Below are 15,261 nucleotides of genomic sequence, written 5' to 3' on the forward strand. Positions count from 1 at the left end.
TCCCGCTGCGCCTGCGTAATGTCTTTACGTCCCATGGTTCACCTCGTTCTGGCTGTGAATCCTACCGGGGTGTCCAGAAAGATTAGACCACCACAGGGCTCCAGGGAGCCACGGTAGCCGACGATCAGCCCAACCCCCGGCATCGATATCTCCACGTCGAAACAGAACCGCCCCTCGCTCTCATGCTCAAAGCTGATCCCCTTGGGCAACAACAATGCAGGCATGGGCACGCCGAGCAGCGACCAGCGTCGCGGCACGAGGAGAAGGCGCTCGCCTTCGACAACCAGGGCGAGCGCAAAGGTGGCCAGCCCGAAGCGCTCGGTCAAAAGGTATTCGTCGCGACCTTCGCCTGCGGATTGATGTGAGGAGAAGTCCTTGCCGTCGAAGCTCCGCGTCCACCGCTCGCCTTCGCCCTCAGGCGTAAACGCGACGACCAGGGGCACATTCGAACCCGCCTTCGGGAAGCCGACGGCACCACGCACCATGCGGGCCAGCAGCCCGCCACCGTGGCGTACCTCGGCATGACCCGACCAGCGGCGCGCCTCGCTGGTTCCGTGCAGTTCGCGTAGCCGTGGCGGCAGCGAATCGAATGCCGAACCCAGGATCCGTCGATACAACGGCTGGCTCGTCGCGCGGGCACCGATGCCCCCTTCATCACTCATGATCTTCACGCTACAGAATGTCCTTTTTCAGCAGCTCTTCCAGCCAGTCCGCGAAGGCCTGCAGCCTTCGGGAGAGATGTTTGCGGTGAGGATATAGCAAGCTCATCGGCATGGGCGCGGCGCGGTGGCCAGGCATTACCTCGATCAACTCGCCCGAGGTCAGATGCTGCTTCACATCGTAAGCAGGGATCTGGATCAGGCCCAGGCCGGCCAGGCAGCAGGCGATGTAGGCTTCGGCGCTGTTGACGGTGACGCGTCCGCGCACCGCTGTCGTGCGCACCTCACCGTCATCCAGCCACTCCCATGCTTCGACCCGACCGGTGGAGGGGGAGCTGTAGTTCACGGCGATATGAGCGCTGAGCTCTGCGGGGTGCGTGGGCGCGCCATGCGTTTCCAGGTACGCGGGGCTCGCCACGTTGATCAAACGCAAGTCACCGATCTTGCGGGCGACCAGGCCGGAGTCGCTCAACGGCCCCACGCGCAAGACGCAATCCACACTTTCTTCAACGAGGTCCACCGCGCGATCGGTCAGGCGAAGTTCGATATCGAGCTGCGGATGCGCCTCGAGGAAATCGGGGAGTGCCGGCGCGAGGACCAGGCGGCCGATGCGTCCCGGCACATCGACCCGCAACTTTCCGCTGGTACCGGCCGACGCCTCGCGAAACAGGCCTTCGGTCTCCTCCATATCGGCGATGAGGCGCAGGCAGCGCTCGTAAAAGGCCACGCCATCCTGGGTAGGCGATACCTTGCGCGTCGTGCGATGGAGCAATCGGGCTCCCACCCTCTCCTCCAGCTCGCTGACGGCCGCGGAAACCGTTGAGCGTGGCAGGCCGAGCGAATCGGCTGCGCGGGTAAAGCTCGCGCACTCCACGACCCGGGCAAAGGTTCGAAACAGGTCAATGCGATCCACCACGCCCCCATTGTTCGCCATGCCTGACGGGTCCTGTCAGAAATGGCTGCTTTATGGGGGATTTATAGACGATATGGTGAGCGACAGGTAGCGGCCGCATGGGTGGCCGCCAGCTAACCCCACGAGGCCACAAGCCATGACCGATCACAGCATCAAGGGCAAAGTTGTTCTCATCGCCGGCGGCGCCAAGAACCTGGGCGGCCTGCTCGCCCGCGACCTGGCCGCCCACGGCGCGAAAGCCGTCGTCGTCCACTACAACAGCGCGGCCACGAAAGCGGCCGCTGATGAAACCGTGGCCGCCATCAACGCCGCAGGGGCGAAGGGGTTCGCCATCCAGGCTGACCTGACCACCGCCGGCGCGACCGAAAAGCTCTTCGCCGAGGCGATCGCCGCCGCAGGGCGTCCCGATATCGCGATCAACACCGTAGGCAAGGTGTTGAAGAAGCCGATGGCCGATATCTCCGAAGCCGAGTACGACGAGATGACCGCGGTGAATTCGAAAACCGCGTTCTTCTTCCTGAAGGAAGCCGGCAAGCACCTCAACGACAACGGCAAGGTCTGCACGCTGGTCACCTCGTTGCTGGGCGCCTACACACCGTTCTACGCGGCTTATGCGGGAACGAAGGCGCCCGTGGAGCACTTCACGCGTGCGGCATCCAAGGAGTTCGGCGAGCGCGGCATTTCCGTGACGGCTATTGGCCCCGGCCCCATGGATACGCCGTTCTTCTATCCGGCCGAAGGCGCGGATGCCGTGGCTTACCACAAGACAGCCGCGGCACTTTCGGCCTTCTCGAAAACCGGCCTGACCGACATCGAGGATATCGTTCCGTTTATTCGCTTCCTGGTGTCGGACGGCTGGTGGATGACCGGCCAGACGATCCTGGTGAATGGTGGTTACACGACCAAATAGAGCTTTACGGCGCGATGAGGCCGAGACGAATCAGGCTCTCGGCCGTCGCCACGATGGCATCTTCGCGCGAGCGCGGCTGCCAGCCGAGCATGCGCTGCGCCTTGGCACTGGTCACGTTGAGGTCCATGCCGAGAAGCGGGAGCGTCGACCGCATGGCCGGGTTGGTCGCGGCCGCCATGCGCACGACCCAGTTCGGAAGGACCCGGTCGGTTACCTTGGCGGCCACCGGCCCCAGGCGATCCCGCAGCACCTTGGCCACCTCGGCAAGCCACAGGCTTTCGCCCGAGGTCGCGACGAAACGCTCACCCGCGGCGACGGGGTCGAGCATGGCGCGCACGTGCAGGTCGGCGACGTCACGCACATCGACAAAGCCCGAGTTGATCTTCGGGACGCCCTGCTGGCCTTCGAGCAGGTTCTTGATCAGACGAATGGAATGCGAATAGTCGGCGCCCAACACCGGCCCCATCACCGCTGTGGGGTTCACCGATGACAATTCCAGTCCGTTGCCTTCGCGTGCGACAAAATCCCATGCCGCGCGCTCAGAGAGCGTCTTCGACTTCTGGTACAGCCACACGTCGCCGTTGATCTCGCTCCAGTCGGTCTCGTCGAACGGGCGCCGGTGGCTGGCTTTGTGCCCTGCCCCGATCGCGCCGAACGCGGAGGTCAGCACCACGCGCTTTACGCCGGCATCGCGCGATGCCCGCAGCACGCGAAGATTGCCATCGACCGCCGGGCGCACCCAATCCTCTTCAGTGACATGGTCGCCGGAGGGTGTCGGCGAGGCACCATGAATCACGTAGGTGCATCCCGATACCGCGTCAGCCCAGCCCGCATCATCGCCAAGGTCCGCGCGGACAAACGAAAGACGATCGCCCGGTTCGATGCCCGCCACGCGCAGGTGCTCACGCACTTCGCCCTCCCGGGCGAGGGTCCGGACCGTGGTACGGACGGTAAAGCCCTGCTGGAACAGCGCCACCATGCAGTGCTGGGCGATGAAACCGGTGCCACCGGTCACCAGGACGAGTTCGCTGGCCATGTCGTGTGCCTGTCAGTTGAGGAATGCCGACAAGCTTAGGGAGCGCACCTCGTACTTTGAATGCGATAGAGTGCGCATTACTTGCTCGCGAGTACAGCCATGAGCGCCGATCCGTTTTCCGACATCCTTAAGTTCACCCGCGCCGAATCGCTGGCCACCGGCGGGTTCTCGGCGGGCGGCCCGTGGGCAATCGCGTTTCCGCCGCCCTCAAGCATCAAGTTCTTCGCGGTGGTCAAAGGCGGCTGCTGGGTCACGATCGAAGGCGAGCCCGAGCCCGTATGGTTCGGCACGGGCGATGTCGGGCTGATCACAGCGAAGCGCGGCCTGGTACTGGCCAGCGACCTGAGCCTGCCGCCGCTCGATGCGATGGCCGTGTTTTCGGGCTCGGGAAAGACCGTGGCCATGCTCGGCGATGGCCAGGACTTCGCCCATATCGGCGGCCATGTGCTGCTCGACCCCGCCAGCGGCCGGCTGCTGGCGGATGTCCTTCCGGCGTGGATCCACGTTTCCGCCGAATCGCCGCAGGCGACCTCGTTCCGCTGGCTGCTCGCGGAACTGGTCGCCGAGCGACGCGCCGACCTGCCCGGCAACCAGCTTGCCGCCGCACAGCTCTCGCAACTGTTGTTTATCCAGATTCTCCGCGCCCACCTGCAGACCTCCGGCCCCATGCCTGCCGGCTGGCTGCGCGCGATCGGCGACCCGCGCATCGCCCCGGCCATGCGCCTGATGCACGCCGATCCCTCGCGTTCGTGGAGCCTGGATGAGCTTGCCGAGGCCTGCGCCATGTCGCGCACGACGTTTGCGAACCGCTTCCGCGATGTGGCCGGCAGCACGCCGCTGGCCTACCTCAGCGGATGGCGCATGCACCTGGCCACGCGCGCGTTGCGCGAAGGCAAGAAGCCGGTGGCCGTGCTGGCCCAGGAGCTGGGCTATGCGTCGGAGAGTGCCTTCAGCACGGCATTCAAGCGTGCCGTCGGTGAATCGCCCCGGTCGTATCGGCTTGGCGTTCGCGCCCATGAAGAGGCCACAGCCGACGCCACCACCGACTGATTCACCCCGCCTTGCGGAAGGTCAGGTTGATGCGCTCGCTCCCCATCATCGGGTGCGGCACATCTTTCAGCGGCATGATGCCGTGATAACGCAGGCGATCGGCGCCGCCCCATACCACCACATCACCATGGTGAAGCGGCACCCTTGCGGCACGGTCAGAACGCTCCTGGCCGCCGAAGAGAAAGGTCGCCGACATGCCCAGTGAAACCGAAACAATCGGCGCGCCGAAATCCTGCTCGTCCTTATCCTGGTGCAGCGACATGCGCGCGCCGGGCGCGTAGTGATTGATCAGGCAGGCGTCTGGCTCAAAGCCAGGGAACCCCGCTTCCGCGGCGGCCCGGATCGCCAGCGAGGCGAACACCTCCGGCATCACCGGCCACGGTTTGCGCGACTCTGGGTCCACGGAGGTATAGCGATAGCCACGTTCGTCGGTCACCCAGCCCAACATGCCGCAGCTCGTCGACATCACGGACATAGGGAGACCGCCGGGCGTCACCATGTGGCGCAGTGGCGAGGCGGCCTCGATACCGGCGATGGCAGGAACGAGCTCCCCGACATCGGGGAGCGCGAACCCGTGCAGGAGCGCGGCATGGCTACCCAGGCGCAGCTGCGCACCGGCCACTTCGAACAGATCAAACGAATCCATGTGGCCTAGGTTACCAGTGGGCGGTCGCTCGTCAGATCACCTGCCCGCCCGAAACCTCAATCCGCTGCCCGGTGATCCAACGATTGTCCGGACCCAGCAGGCTGGCGATCATCGGGCCGATATCGTCGGGCACGCCCACCCGGCCCAGGGCGATCATGCCGGCGAACTGCTGGTTGAGTTCCGGCATGTCACGCACCGCACCGCCAAGGAAATCGGTTTCGATCGCGCCTGGGGCCACGGCGTTGACGGTGATGCCGCGGCTACCCAGTTCCTTCGCCATGCACACACTCAGAATCTCGACCGCTCCCTTGGCAGTGGCGTACGCCGAAAAACCGGGATAGGTGACCCGGGTCAGGCCCGTGGAGAGGTTGATGATGCGGCCGCCCTCGGCGAGCAGCGGCAACAAGGCCTGGCTGAGGAAAAACACGCCTTTGACGTGCACGTTGATCAAGGCATCAAACTGCGCCACGGTCGTCTCGGCGAAGGAAGCCATCTCGCCGTGGCCGGCATTATTGACCAGGTGATCGAAGGTATCGCGCCCCCAGGTGTCGCTCAGTGCGGCGCGAACCGCCGCGGTGAACACGGCGAACGTCGAGACGTCGCTGGTATCCAGTGGGAGGGCGACCGCCTTGCGGCCCATCGCTTCGATCTGGTGAACCACCTCGCGGGCTGCGGCGTCCCCGCTACGGTAGGTCAGAATCACATCGCCGCCATGGCGGGCGATGCTCAACGCGGTGTTGCGGCCGAGACCACGGCTGGCGCCGGTCACTAGCGAAATCGTAGACATGCTGGGCTCCTGTGCAAGGTGTCGGGATGACAAGCGCAGTATTCGGGCGACCAGGAGATCCGGGTTGCGGGTTCCTCGGCTGTTCTTGCCTATTCCTCCGACTAGCGATTGCGCCGCGTATTCCGCCGGGCTTACGCTCGAGCCATGGCCGAGACCCTGCTTACTGAAGTGCGCCGCTATGTAGACTCCCACGCCAACGCGCAAGGCATCGCGGCCACGCCGATCGCAGGGCTGACCATGCTCCGCGCCACCACTCCGAGCGAAATGGATTACGCCATATCGCGGCCGCTGGTCGCGTTGGTCGTCCAGGGAAACAAGCGCGTCATGATGGGCAACCGCACGTTTGACTTCGGCGCCGGCGATTCACTGCTTATCACCGCGGACGTGCCCACGATCAGCCAGATAACGCGAGCGAGCGCCGGAGACCCGTATTACTCGCTCGTATTCGACCTGGACCCCACCGTGATCCAGGAGCTTGCCCTCGCGATGGAGATAGCGCGAGAAGAGATGGGCGCGCCAGTCCGCGTGGAACCCACCGAGGCGGAAGTCGCCCACGCCGCACTGCGCCTGGTGCAAGTGCTTGCGCGGACTGCGGCGGTCCCGGTCCTGAAGACGCAGATGATCCGTGAGATGCACTACTGGCTGCTGGCTGGCAAGCACGGGCCGGCCATCCTCAACCTGGGCATCGCTGAGGGCAGCGCCCAACGCCTGGCGCGCGCCGTGGCCATCATCCGCTCTGATTACGCTCAGCCCCTGCGCGTGGAGCGACTGGCTGAAGCGGCAGGCATGAGCCCATCCACCTTCCACCAGCACTTCCGTGCCGTCACCACGCTGTCGCCGCTGCAATTCCAGAAACAACTACGGCTGATCGAGGCCCGGCGGATGATGCTGTCAGAAGGCACCTCCGCGAGCACGGCGGCCTACGCCGTGGGCTATGAGAGCGTGCCGCAATTCACTCGCGAGTACGGGCGAATGTTTGGTGCGCCGCCGGTGCGGGATATCAGGGTCTCGAGGACGAAGACGTTTGCACCCGCAACAGGCTGAAAAGGACGTTACGCTAGTCAGATCAGATCGGCAGATACATCGTGAGCGCAGTAGTTGAGATCGGCCGAAAGCCAAATCCCTCGTAGAAGGCCGCCGCGGATGAGTCTTTCGCGTCCACGATAAGCACCTTGACACCCATCGTCCGTCTTACGGCCACGGCGACATTGACCGCATGGCCGATCAGCAGTGCGCCATGGCCCTTGCCCTGCTCGCTCTTCGCAACCGCTAATCGCCCCATGCGAATGGCCGGAACCGGATATGCGGGAAGCTTTCGCCGGTCGTCCTCGCGCAATTCGTCCAGGCGGAGTTGTGCCGCCGAGAGCGCGCAATACCCGAGCACGACGCGAGGCGTGTCCTCATCAACAAGGACGTGAGTCGTCGCAATACCATCGCGCTGATGCTGCCCCGCTCGCTGCCGAAGGTACTCATCCAGCGCGGCCACGCCACATGTGAACCCGGCGCGATCATGGAAACGGCCATCCAGGACCGCGAATGCCAGGGCCATGGTTCAACGATGCGTCAGGCGAAGTGCGGCATCCATCGCCATCCTCAGGCGATCGTTGGGGCGGAATGGTGCGTCAAGCGCATCAAGGAACCGGCGCGACTCCTCGTCCGACAGGGAGACAACCGTATCTGCAGCAATAGCGGCATCGGCCTCACGTAGAACCGCATCACGTACAAAGGCGGCTACGGGGATGCCTCGCAAAGCAGCAGCGCGAGTAATGCGATCTTTGTCCCGAGCTTCAAGCCGAAGGTCGAGGCGAGCGGTCGAATGAGTCATAAGCTTCTCCTTTGTACGGCACTATACCGTACAAAGAAGGCCGCTCGCTGTAGGGGGTAGGCCCCTCTTGGCGTCAGCTTATTCCCACTCAATCGTCGCCGGCGGCTTCCCGCTGATGTCATAAACAACACGAGAAATACCACGCAACTCATTGATAATTCGCGTAGAACACTTATCAAGGAAGTCATACGGCAGGTGCGCCCAGTGCGCCGTCATGAAGTCGATCGTCTCCACGGCGCGCAGCGCGATCACCCACTCGTAGGCGCGGCCGTCGCCGACGACGCCTACCGAGCGCACCGGCAGGAACACCGCAAACGCCTGGCTCACCCGGTCGTACAGGCCGTGCGAACGCAACTCTTCGATGAAGATCGCATCGGCACGCTGCAGCAGGTCGACGTACTCGGCCTTCACTTCGCCCAACACGCGTACACCCAGGCCCGGGCCCGGGAACGGGTGGCGGTAGACCATCTCGCGCGGCAGGCCGAGTTCAACACCGATGCGGCGCACCTCGTCCTTGAACAGCTCGCGCAGCGGCTCGACCAGCTTGAGCTTCATGTGCTCCGGCAGGCCGCCCACGTTGTGGTGGCTCTTGATGACGTGGGCCTTGCCCGTCTTGCTGCCGGCGGATTCGATGACATCCGGGTAGATCGTGCCCTGGGCCAGCCACTTCACGCCTTCGAGCTTCGCCGATTCCTCATCGAAGATCTCGATGAACAGGCGGCCGATGATCTTGCGTTTGGCTTCCGGGTCTTCCACGCCGGCTAGCGCATCGAAGTAGCGCTGCTTCGCATCCACGCGGATAACGTGCACGCCCATGTGCTCGGCCATGGTCGACATGACCTGGTCGCCTTCCTGGTAGCGCAGCAGGCCGGTATCGACGAAAACGCAGGTGAGCTGGTGGCCGATGGCCTTCTCCAGCAGCGCGGCGACCACGGAGGAATCGACGCCACCGCTCAGGCCCAGCAACACCTTGTCGGAGCCGACCTGTTCGCGGACGCGGGCGACGGCATCTTCGATGATGTGCGCGGCATCCCACAGCGTGGCCGAACCGCACAGATCGACCACGAAGCGGCGCAGCAGCTCCATGCCCTTCTTGGTGTGGGTCACTTCCGGGTGGAACTGCAGGCCGTAGAAGCGGCGCTCGTCATCGGCCATGGCAGCCAGCGGCAGGCTCGGCGTGGCGGCGGTGGCGCGGAAGCCCTCCGGCAGCTTCGTGACGCGATCGCCGTGCGACATCCACACACCCAGCGCCTCGCCATCGGCCATCACGCTATCGAACAGGCCGCACGAGGCGAACGTCACGGTGGCCGGGCCGAACTCGCGGTGGTGGCCGGCCTCGACCTTGCCGCCGAGCTGCTCGGACATGGTCTGCATGCCGTAGCAGATGCCGAGCACGGGCACGCCCAGTTCGAACACCACCTGCGGGGCACGCGGCGAGTTCTCCTCCGTCACCGACTCCGGGCCGCCGGAGAGAATGACGCCGCGCGGATTGAAGCCGCGAATCTCATCCGGCGCGTGGTCCCAGGCCCACACTTCGCAATAGACGCCGATCTCGCGGATGCGGCGGGCGATCAGCTGCGTGTACTGCGAGCCAAAGTCGAGGATGAGGATCTTGTCGCTATGGATATCGGTCATCGGTACGGCCTGCAGTGGAATTCGGTAGGGCAAAAAGCAGAACGCCCACTGCGAGCGGGCGTCCTGGGTCCACCTGGAAGAGCGCCTGGCGGCGTCAGTCCAGGCGGTAGTTAGGCGCTTCCTTCGTGATCTGCACATCGTGCGGGTGCGCTTCGCGCACGCCGGCACCCGTGACCTTCACGAACTGGGCCTTCTGGTGGATCTCGTCGATATTGGCCGTGCCCATGTAACCCATGGAGGCGCGCAGGCCACCCATCAGCTGATGGATGATGTTGCGCATCTGGCCACGGTACGGCACGCGACCTTCGATGCCTTCCGGCACCAGCTTGTCGGCATCCGCTTCGTCCTGGAAGTAACGATCCTTCGAGCCCAGCTGCATGGCGCCAATGGAGCCCATGCCGCGGTAGCTCTTGTAGGAACGGCCCTGGAACAGCTCGACCTCACCCGGGGATTCCTCGGTACCGGCGAACATGGAGCCGAGCATCACCGAGGAGGCGCCGGCGGCCAGCGCCTTGGGGATATCGCCCGAGTAACGAATGCCGCCATCGGCGATGAGCGGGATTTCGCCCTTCAGCGCGGTGGCGACCAGGTCGATGGAGGTGATCTGCGGCACACCGATACCGGTGACGATACGGGTGGTGCAGATGGAGCCGGGGCCCACGCCGACCTTGACGGCATCGACGCCGGCATCGAGCAGTGCGCGAGCGGCTTCACCGGTCACGATGTTGCCGGCGATGACCTGCACCTGCGGATAGCGCTTCTTCACCCAGCCGGCGCGATCGATGACGCCCTGCGAATGGCCGTGTGCGGTATCGACCACAATGACATCGACGCCAGCGGCCACGAGGGCCTCGACGCGCTGCTCAGTATCGCCACCCACGCCAACCGCGGCGCCAACCACCAGGCGCTCGTGCGAATCCTTGGCGGCGTTGGGGTTATCGCGGGCTTTCTGGATGTCCTTCACCGTGATCAGGCCACGCAGCTCGAAAGCGTCGTTGACGACCAGGACTTTCTCGATGCGGTTCTTGTGCAGGAGCTGGAGAACTTCATCCTGCGAGGCGCCTTCACGGACCGTGATGAGGCGCTCTTCGCGCGTCATGATGTTGCGGACCGGATCATCGTGCTTGCGCTCGAAGCGCGTATCGCGGCCGGTCACGATGCCGACCAGGCGGCCACCATCGACGACGGGCACGCCAGAGATGTTGTGTGCGCGAGTCAGCGCGATAACGTCGCCAATGGAGGTATCCGGGCCCACAGTGATCGGGCTGCGGATGACGCCGGCCTCGAACTTTTTCACCAGCGCCACTTCGGCGGCCTGCTGGGCAGGCGTCAGGTTCTTGTGGATGATGCCGATGCCGCCGTTCTGGGCCATGGTGATGGCCAGGCGGGCTTCGGTCACGGTGTCCATGGCGGCGGACACGATGGGGATATTCAGGCGCAGGCCGCGCGTGAACCGCGTTGAGGTGTCCACATCACGGGGAAGTACCGTGGAGTGGCCGGGAACCAGGAACACGTCATCGTAAGTGAGTGCCTCGGCAAGGATGCGCATAGCATTAGTCCCGCGAGTAAATCACGCCATTATACCCCGCATTGCACAAATGCGACAGGGGGTGCGTCACGCCGCCCGCAAAACCCCAACATGTTGTGGATGCCCCCGTTCAGGCATCCATTGCATCGGCGGCTTCCAGGGTATTTTCCATGAGCGTGGCCACGGTCATGGGGCCCACGCCGCCCGGCACCGGGGTGATCCATGAGGCACGCTCGGCGGCCGGGGCGAATTCCACATCGCCAACCAGGCGGCCGTCTTCCAGGCGGTTAATGCCCACGTCCACGACCACGGCACCCGGCTTGACCCACTCACCCTTGACGAGCCCGGGCTTGCCCGCCGCCACGACCAGGATATCGCCCTGGCGCACAAAACTCTCAAGATCCTGCGTGAACTTATGGCAACAAGTAACTGTACAACCTGCAATTAATAGCTCAAGCGCAAGCGGGCGGCCCACATGATTGGAGACACCGACGATCACCGCGTGACGGCCGCGGACCGGACGATCGGTGTGACCCAGCAGTGTCATCACACCCTTGGGCGTGCACGGGCGAAGACCGAAGCGGCGCAGGGCCAGGCGACCCACGTTTACGGCCTGGAAACCATCCACGTCCTTGCGCGCATCGATGCGATCCACCAACGCATCCTCGTCGATATGATCGGGTAGCGGCGACTGCACGAGGATGCCATGCACCGCCGGATCGGCATTGAGGTTATCGATGAGTGCGAGCAGCTCTTCCTGCGACGTCTCTGCCGGCAGGTCATAGCCGAACGATTCGAAGCCGACCTGCTGGCACGCACGGCGCTTGTTCTTCACGTAGACGGCGGAGGCCGGATCGGTGCCAACCAGCACGACGGCCAGGCCGGGTTTGCGGCGACCTTCGGCAACGCGCTTTGCGACACGCAGGGCGATGTGGTCGAGCAATTCGTGGGCGATGCGCTTGCCGTCGAGGATACGTGCCGTCATGGAAAGTTCGCCCTGCGAAAAGCGTTGCATTATCCGTGATTTAATGGGGAATGACCATTGATACCGTGCCCTACCCGCATGACCTGACCGATGGCGTGGTGCGCCTGCGCGCTTACCGCGATGACGATGCCGAAGCGTTGGCCGAAGCCGTGCGTGAATCCGTCAGCACCGCAGGCGCATGGCTGAGCTGGGCACGCGCAGACTACGACACGGCGACGGCACAGGATTGGATCCGGCTGTGCAAGCAGGCGTGGCTGCTCGGCGATGGCTTTGAAATGGTCATCGTCGACGCGCACACCGATCGCTTCCTGGGCGGCATGGGCGTGAACCAGCGGCACCGTGAGCACCGCTTTGCAAACCTGGGTTACTGGGTTCGCGAGAGCGCGCAAGGCCGGGGCATCGTCACCCGGGCCGGCAAGCTGGCCCTGCGCTGGGCGTTCGAGGTGGCAGGCATGAGCCGGATGGAAATCGTCGCGGCCCACAACAATGTGCCAAGCCGAAGGGCCGCCGAACGCATCGGAGGTCGTTTCGAAGGAATGTTACGCAACCGACTGGTTATCAACGATAAAGCGATGGACGCCGCGATGTACTCCGTGATCCCCGCAGACCTGTAGGAGCGCGCTTCCGCGCGATCCGGCCGCGCCGCAATCCCCATCGCGTGCGCGCGCTCCTACAGGTTCATGGCGCACATGCGCTCGAGGTCGGTGTAGCCCTCAAAGCGCGAATCAAGCCCGCAGCCGGGGCACGCGGGATCGCGGCGCAGGGTCAGCTCGCGAAAGCGCATGCCCAGGGCGTCGTACATAAGTAGACGCCCAACCAGCGGCTGGCCGATGCCGAGCACCAGCTTGATGGCTTCGGTGGCCTGCACCAGGCCCAACGAGCCCGGCAGGACGCCAAGCACGCCCGCCTCCGCGCAGTTCGGTGCATCCGCAGCGGAAGGTGGTTCGGGGAACAGGCAGCGGTAACAGGGGGAGTCGTGGCGCCGCGGATCGAATACGCTGGCCTGCCCCGTGAAGCGCTCGATGGCTGCATAGACCATCGGGATTCCGAGACGCCGCGTCGCGGCCGCCAGCAGGTAGCGCGTAGCGAAGTTGTCCGCGCCATCCACCACAACGTCGTGGTCACGGATGAGCGCTTCAACATTTTCCGCACGCAACCGCTCGGTCACAGCCTTGACCTGCACCCGCGGGTTCAGCGCGAGTAGGGTCATCCGGGCGGACTCGGCCTTGCCCATCCCTACCCGCGTATCGGCATGGACGACCTGCCGGTGCAGGTTGGAGCGCTCCACGCGATCGTCATCGATCACGGTAATGTGGCCGATACCGGCGGCAGCAAGGTAAAGCAACGCCGGCGCGCCCAGGCCACCCGCGCCAATCACGACGATGCGCGATGAGGAAAGCTTCGCCTGCCCCGCTTCACCGACTTGCGGCAATAGCACCTGGCGGCTGTAGCGCTCAGCGGCATCACTATCGAGCGCGCCCGCACTTACCGGCAGGCCCGCAGCCTTCCAGGCAGCCATGCCGCCAGCGACGGAATGTACCCGCCGGTAACCCATGCGCTGCAGGGCCTCCGCCGCGAGCAGCGAGCGTTGGCCGCTGCCACACAGCAACACGACCTCGCGCTCGCGATCCGGCTCGACCTGCTCGATACGGAGCTCCAGGAAACCGCGCGACAGACCCAGCGCACCCGAGGGCGACCCCGTGGCCCGCTCGTTATCTTCACGCACATCCACCAGCAGAGCCCCGCCCAACTGACGGGCCAGGGCCTCGGTCGACGTGATTTCGGGGACGCGCCCGCGCAGGTCTTCCAACCAGCGTTCGCGATCGAGGCCTTGGGTCATGGCGGGCACCTTTCTAAAGGTGCGGCGCGCTTACTTGTCGCGCCGCTTCGCGTTGCGGATCAAACGCTGGCGCTTGCGCGCCTGGCTGGCCGTCAGCACGTTCTTCTTGCCAGCGAAGGGATTTTCACCGTCGCGGAAGTCGATGCGGATCGGCGTGCCTTCCATCTTGTAGCGTTTGCGGAAGAAGTTTTCCAGATAACGGCGGTACGCCGGCGCGATGTGCTTCGTGCGGCTGCCGTGGATCACGATGGTGGGCGGGTTGTGCCCACCCGGGTGCGCGTAACGCAGCTTGGGTGCATGGCCGCGAACCAGCGGCGGCTGATAGGCCTCGTAGGCCTTTTCCACCGCGCGGGTCAGGTCGCTGGCAGTCAGCTCCTTGGTCGCGGCGGCATGGGCACGTACGACGGAGCGCATGAGTTCGCGCATACCCGACCCATGCAGGGCGGAAATAAACACGATCTTGGCCCAGTCCGCGAACGCCAGGCGACGCTCCAGTGCCTTCACGGTCTGGTCGCGCTGGTACGCGTCCAGGCCGTCCCACTTGTTCACCGCGACGACCAGTGCGCGGCCTTCCTCGATCACATGGCCGATCAGGGTGAGATCCTGGTCAGCCAGGTTTTCCCGCGCATCGATCATGATGACCGTAACCTGTGCCGCCGAGATCGACTGCAGGGTCTTGATGACGCTGAATTTCTCGATCGCCTCTTCAACGCGGGCCTTGCGGCGCACGCCAGCGGTGTCGATCAGGGTGTAGCGCTTGCCGTCGCGCTCCAGCGACACGCGAATGGGATCGCGCGTGGTGCCAGCCAGGTCGGACACGATGAGCCGGTCCTCGCCAAGCAGGCGATTGATCAGCGTGGACTTGCCAGCGTTCGGACGGCCGACGATGGCCACGCGGATGCCCTGCTCTTCCAGCGGCAGGCGACCCTCCGCCTCCTCGTCCTCATCGGGCGGCAGGTGCGGCATGATCTGCAGGATGAGCTTGTCGACGCCGCGGTTGTTCGCCGCGGACATCGGCATGGTCTCGGCCACGCCGAAACGGGCGAACTCGCCCATGGCGGAAGGCTCGTCCACGCCATCGGTCTTGTTGACCGCAACGATGATCGGCTTGCCGCTGCGACGCAGCTCGCTGAGGATGTTGGCATCGAGCGGGAGGATGCCATCGCGGGCATCCACGACGAACACGAGCAGGTTCGCTTCGGCGATAGCCAGGCGAACCTGCTGCGCGGTCAGGCCTTCGATGCCTTCATCGCTGCCCGAAAGACCACCGGTATCGACCACCACGAACGGGCGTTCGCCGACATGGCAGACACCGTAGTGGCGATCACGAGTGACACCGGGCATATCAGCGACAAGAGCATCCCTGCTACGCGTCAGCGCATTGAATAGGGTCGACTTACCGACGTTGGGGCGGCCGACCAGGGCGATGACGGGCAACATGGGGGTA

At 64.6% G+C, this 15,261-nt stretch carries 16 protein-coding genes; 4 read left to right on the plus strand and 12 right to left on the minus strand.

Annotation, left to right across the window (positions count from 1 at the left end; translation table 11 throughout):
• Positions 1 to 38: 38 nt before the first annotated feature.
• Together ABIE56_RS00005 and ABIE56_RS00010 are read right to left on the minus strand one after the other, a co-directional pair.
• On the minus strand, positions 39 to 662 hold the full coding sequence (locus ABIE56_RS00005) for a DUF4166 domain-containing protein (RefSeq protein ID WP_429242222.1): 624 nt from the start codon (positions 660 to 662) through the stop codon (positions 39 to 41).
• A 10-nt stretch (positions 663 to 672) separates the two neighbouring features.
• On the minus strand, positions 673 to 1,593 hold the full coding sequence (locus tag ABIE56_RS00010) for a LysR family transcriptional regulator (protein WP_429241772.1): 921 nt from the start codon (positions 1,591 to 1,593) through the stop codon (positions 673 to 675).
• A 115-nt stretch (positions 1,594 to 1,708) separates the two neighbouring features.
• Here ABIE56_RS00010 and ABIE56_RS00015 point away from each other — a divergent pair, with 115 nt between their 5' ends.
• Positions 1,709 to 2,482 carry an SDR family oxidoreductase gene (locus tag ABIE56_RS00015; RefSeq protein WP_429241773.1) on the plus strand — a complete coding sequence of 258 codons (774 nt, stop codon included), beginning with the start codon at positions 1,709 to 1,711 and terminating at the stop codon, positions 2,480 to 2,482.
• 4 nt (positions 2,483 to 2,486) lie between these two features.
• Here ABIE56_RS00015 and ABIE56_RS00020 read toward each other — a convergent pair whose 3' ends face one another.
• Positions 2,487 to 3,518: an SDR family oxidoreductase gene (locus ABIE56_RS00020; protein WP_429241774.1), complete on the minus strand. Its 1,032-nt coding sequence runs from the start codon at positions 3,516 to 3,518 to the stop codon at positions 2,487 to 2,489.
• Between the two features lie 99 nt (positions 3,519 to 3,617).
• On the opposite strand from ABIE56_RS00020, the gene ABIE56_RS00025 reads away from it, so the two are divergent.
• The gene (locus tag ABIE56_RS00025) at positions 3,618 to 4,568 is read left to right on the plus strand and encodes an AraC family transcriptional regulator (RefSeq protein WP_429241775.1); all 951 of its coding nucleotides are present in this window, start codon (positions 3,618 to 3,620) and stop codon (positions 4,566 to 4,568) included.
• A 1-nt stretch (position 4,569) separates the two neighbouring features.
• On the opposite strand, the gene alkB is transcribed toward ABIE56_RS00025, so the two are convergent.
• Together alkB and ABIE56_RS00035 are read right to left on the minus strand one after the other, a co-directional pair.
• Positions 4,570 to 5,214, minus strand: a complete 645-nt coding sequence (gene alkB, locus ABIE56_RS00030) for a DNA oxidative demethylase AlkB (protein WP_429241776.1) — start codon at positions 5,212 to 5,214, stop codon at positions 4,570 to 4,572.
• A 31-nt stretch (positions 5,215 to 5,245) separates the two neighbouring features.
• Positions 5,246 to 6,001, minus strand: coding sequence for an SDR family NAD(P)-dependent oxidoreductase (locus ABIE56_RS00035; protein WP_429241777.1), 756 nt, complete (start codon positions 5,999 to 6,001; stop codon positions 5,246 to 5,248).
• 144 nt (positions 6,002 to 6,145) lie between these two features.
• On the opposite strand from ABIE56_RS00035, the gene ABIE56_RS00040 reads away from it, so the two are divergent.
• A complete protein-coding gene (locus ABIE56_RS00040) occupies positions 6,146 to 7,045 on the plus strand; it encodes an AraC family transcriptional regulator N-terminal domain-containing protein (protein WP_429241778.1) in 900 nt (299 codons plus the stop codon).
• A gap of 22 nt (positions 7,046 to 7,067) precedes the next feature.
• Here the strand turns inward: ABIE56_RS00040 and ABIE56_RS00045 are convergent, their stop codons facing one another.
• From ABIE56_RS00045 to folD, 5 genes are all read right to left on the minus strand, one after another.
• Positions 7,068 to 7,550 (minus strand): GNAT family N-acetyltransferase, encoded by a 483-nt coding sequence (locus tag ABIE56_RS00045; protein ID WP_429241779.1) that lies wholly within the window; start codon positions 7,548 to 7,550, stop codon positions 7,068 to 7,070.
• Between the two features lie 3 nt (positions 7,551 to 7,553).
• Positions 7,554 to 7,826 (minus strand): DUF1778 domain-containing protein, encoded by a 273-nt coding sequence (locus tag ABIE56_RS00050; RefSeq protein ID WP_429241780.1) that lies wholly within the window; start codon positions 7,824 to 7,826, stop codon positions 7,554 to 7,556.
• Between the two features lie 78 nt (positions 7,827 to 7,904).
• A complete protein-coding gene (gene guaA, locus ABIE56_RS00055) occupies positions 7,905 to 9,461 on the minus strand; it encodes a glutamine-hydrolyzing GMP synthase (protein ID WP_429241781.1) in 1,557 nt (518 codons plus the stop codon).
• A gap of 94 nt (positions 9,462 to 9,555) precedes the next feature.
• Positions 9,556 to 11,010 carry an IMP dehydrogenase gene (gene guaB / locus ABIE56_RS00060; protein WP_247426350.1) on the minus strand — a complete coding sequence of 485 codons (1,455 nt, stop codon included), beginning with the start codon at positions 11,008 to 11,010 and terminating at the stop codon, positions 9,556 to 9,558.
• Between the two features lie 109 nt (positions 11,011 to 11,119).
• Complete coding sequence (gene folD / locus ABIE56_RS00065; protein ID WP_429241782.1) at positions 11,120 to 11,974, minus strand: bifunctional methylenetetrahydrofolate dehydrogenase/methenyltetrahydrofolate cyclohydrolase FolD; 855 nt, start codon at positions 11,972 to 11,974, stop codon at positions 11,120 to 11,122.
• A gap of 50 nt (positions 11,975 to 12,024) precedes the next feature.
• On the opposite strand from folD, the gene ABIE56_RS00070 reads away from it, so the two are divergent.
• Positions 12,025 to 12,588: a GNAT family N-acetyltransferase gene (locus ABIE56_RS00070; RefSeq protein ID WP_429241783.1), complete on the plus strand. Its 564-nt coding sequence runs from the start codon at positions 12,025 to 12,027 to the stop codon at positions 12,586 to 12,588.
• Positions 12,589 to 12,644: 56 nt separating this feature from the next.
• On the opposite strand, the gene moeB is transcribed toward ABIE56_RS00070, so the two are convergent.
• Positions 12,645 to 13,814, minus strand: coding sequence for a molybdopterin-synthase adenylyltransferase MoeB (gene moeB / locus ABIE56_RS00075; RefSeq protein WP_429241784.1), 1,170 nt, complete (start codon positions 13,812 to 13,814; stop codon positions 12,645 to 12,647).
• A gap of 30 nt (positions 13,815 to 13,844) precedes the next feature.
• Positions 13,845 to 15,254 (minus strand): ribosome biogenesis GTPase Der, encoded by a 1,410-nt coding sequence (gene der, locus ABIE56_RS00080; protein WP_429241785.1) that lies wholly within the window; start codon positions 15,252 to 15,254, stop codon positions 13,845 to 13,847.
• Positions 15,255 to 15,261: the final 7 nt, after the last annotated feature.

This window comes from Luteibacter sp. 621, from assembly GCF_050435445.1.
Taxonomy (GTDB): domain Bacteria; phylum Pseudomonadota; class Gammaproteobacteria; order Xanthomonadales; family Rhodanobacteraceae; genus Luteibacter.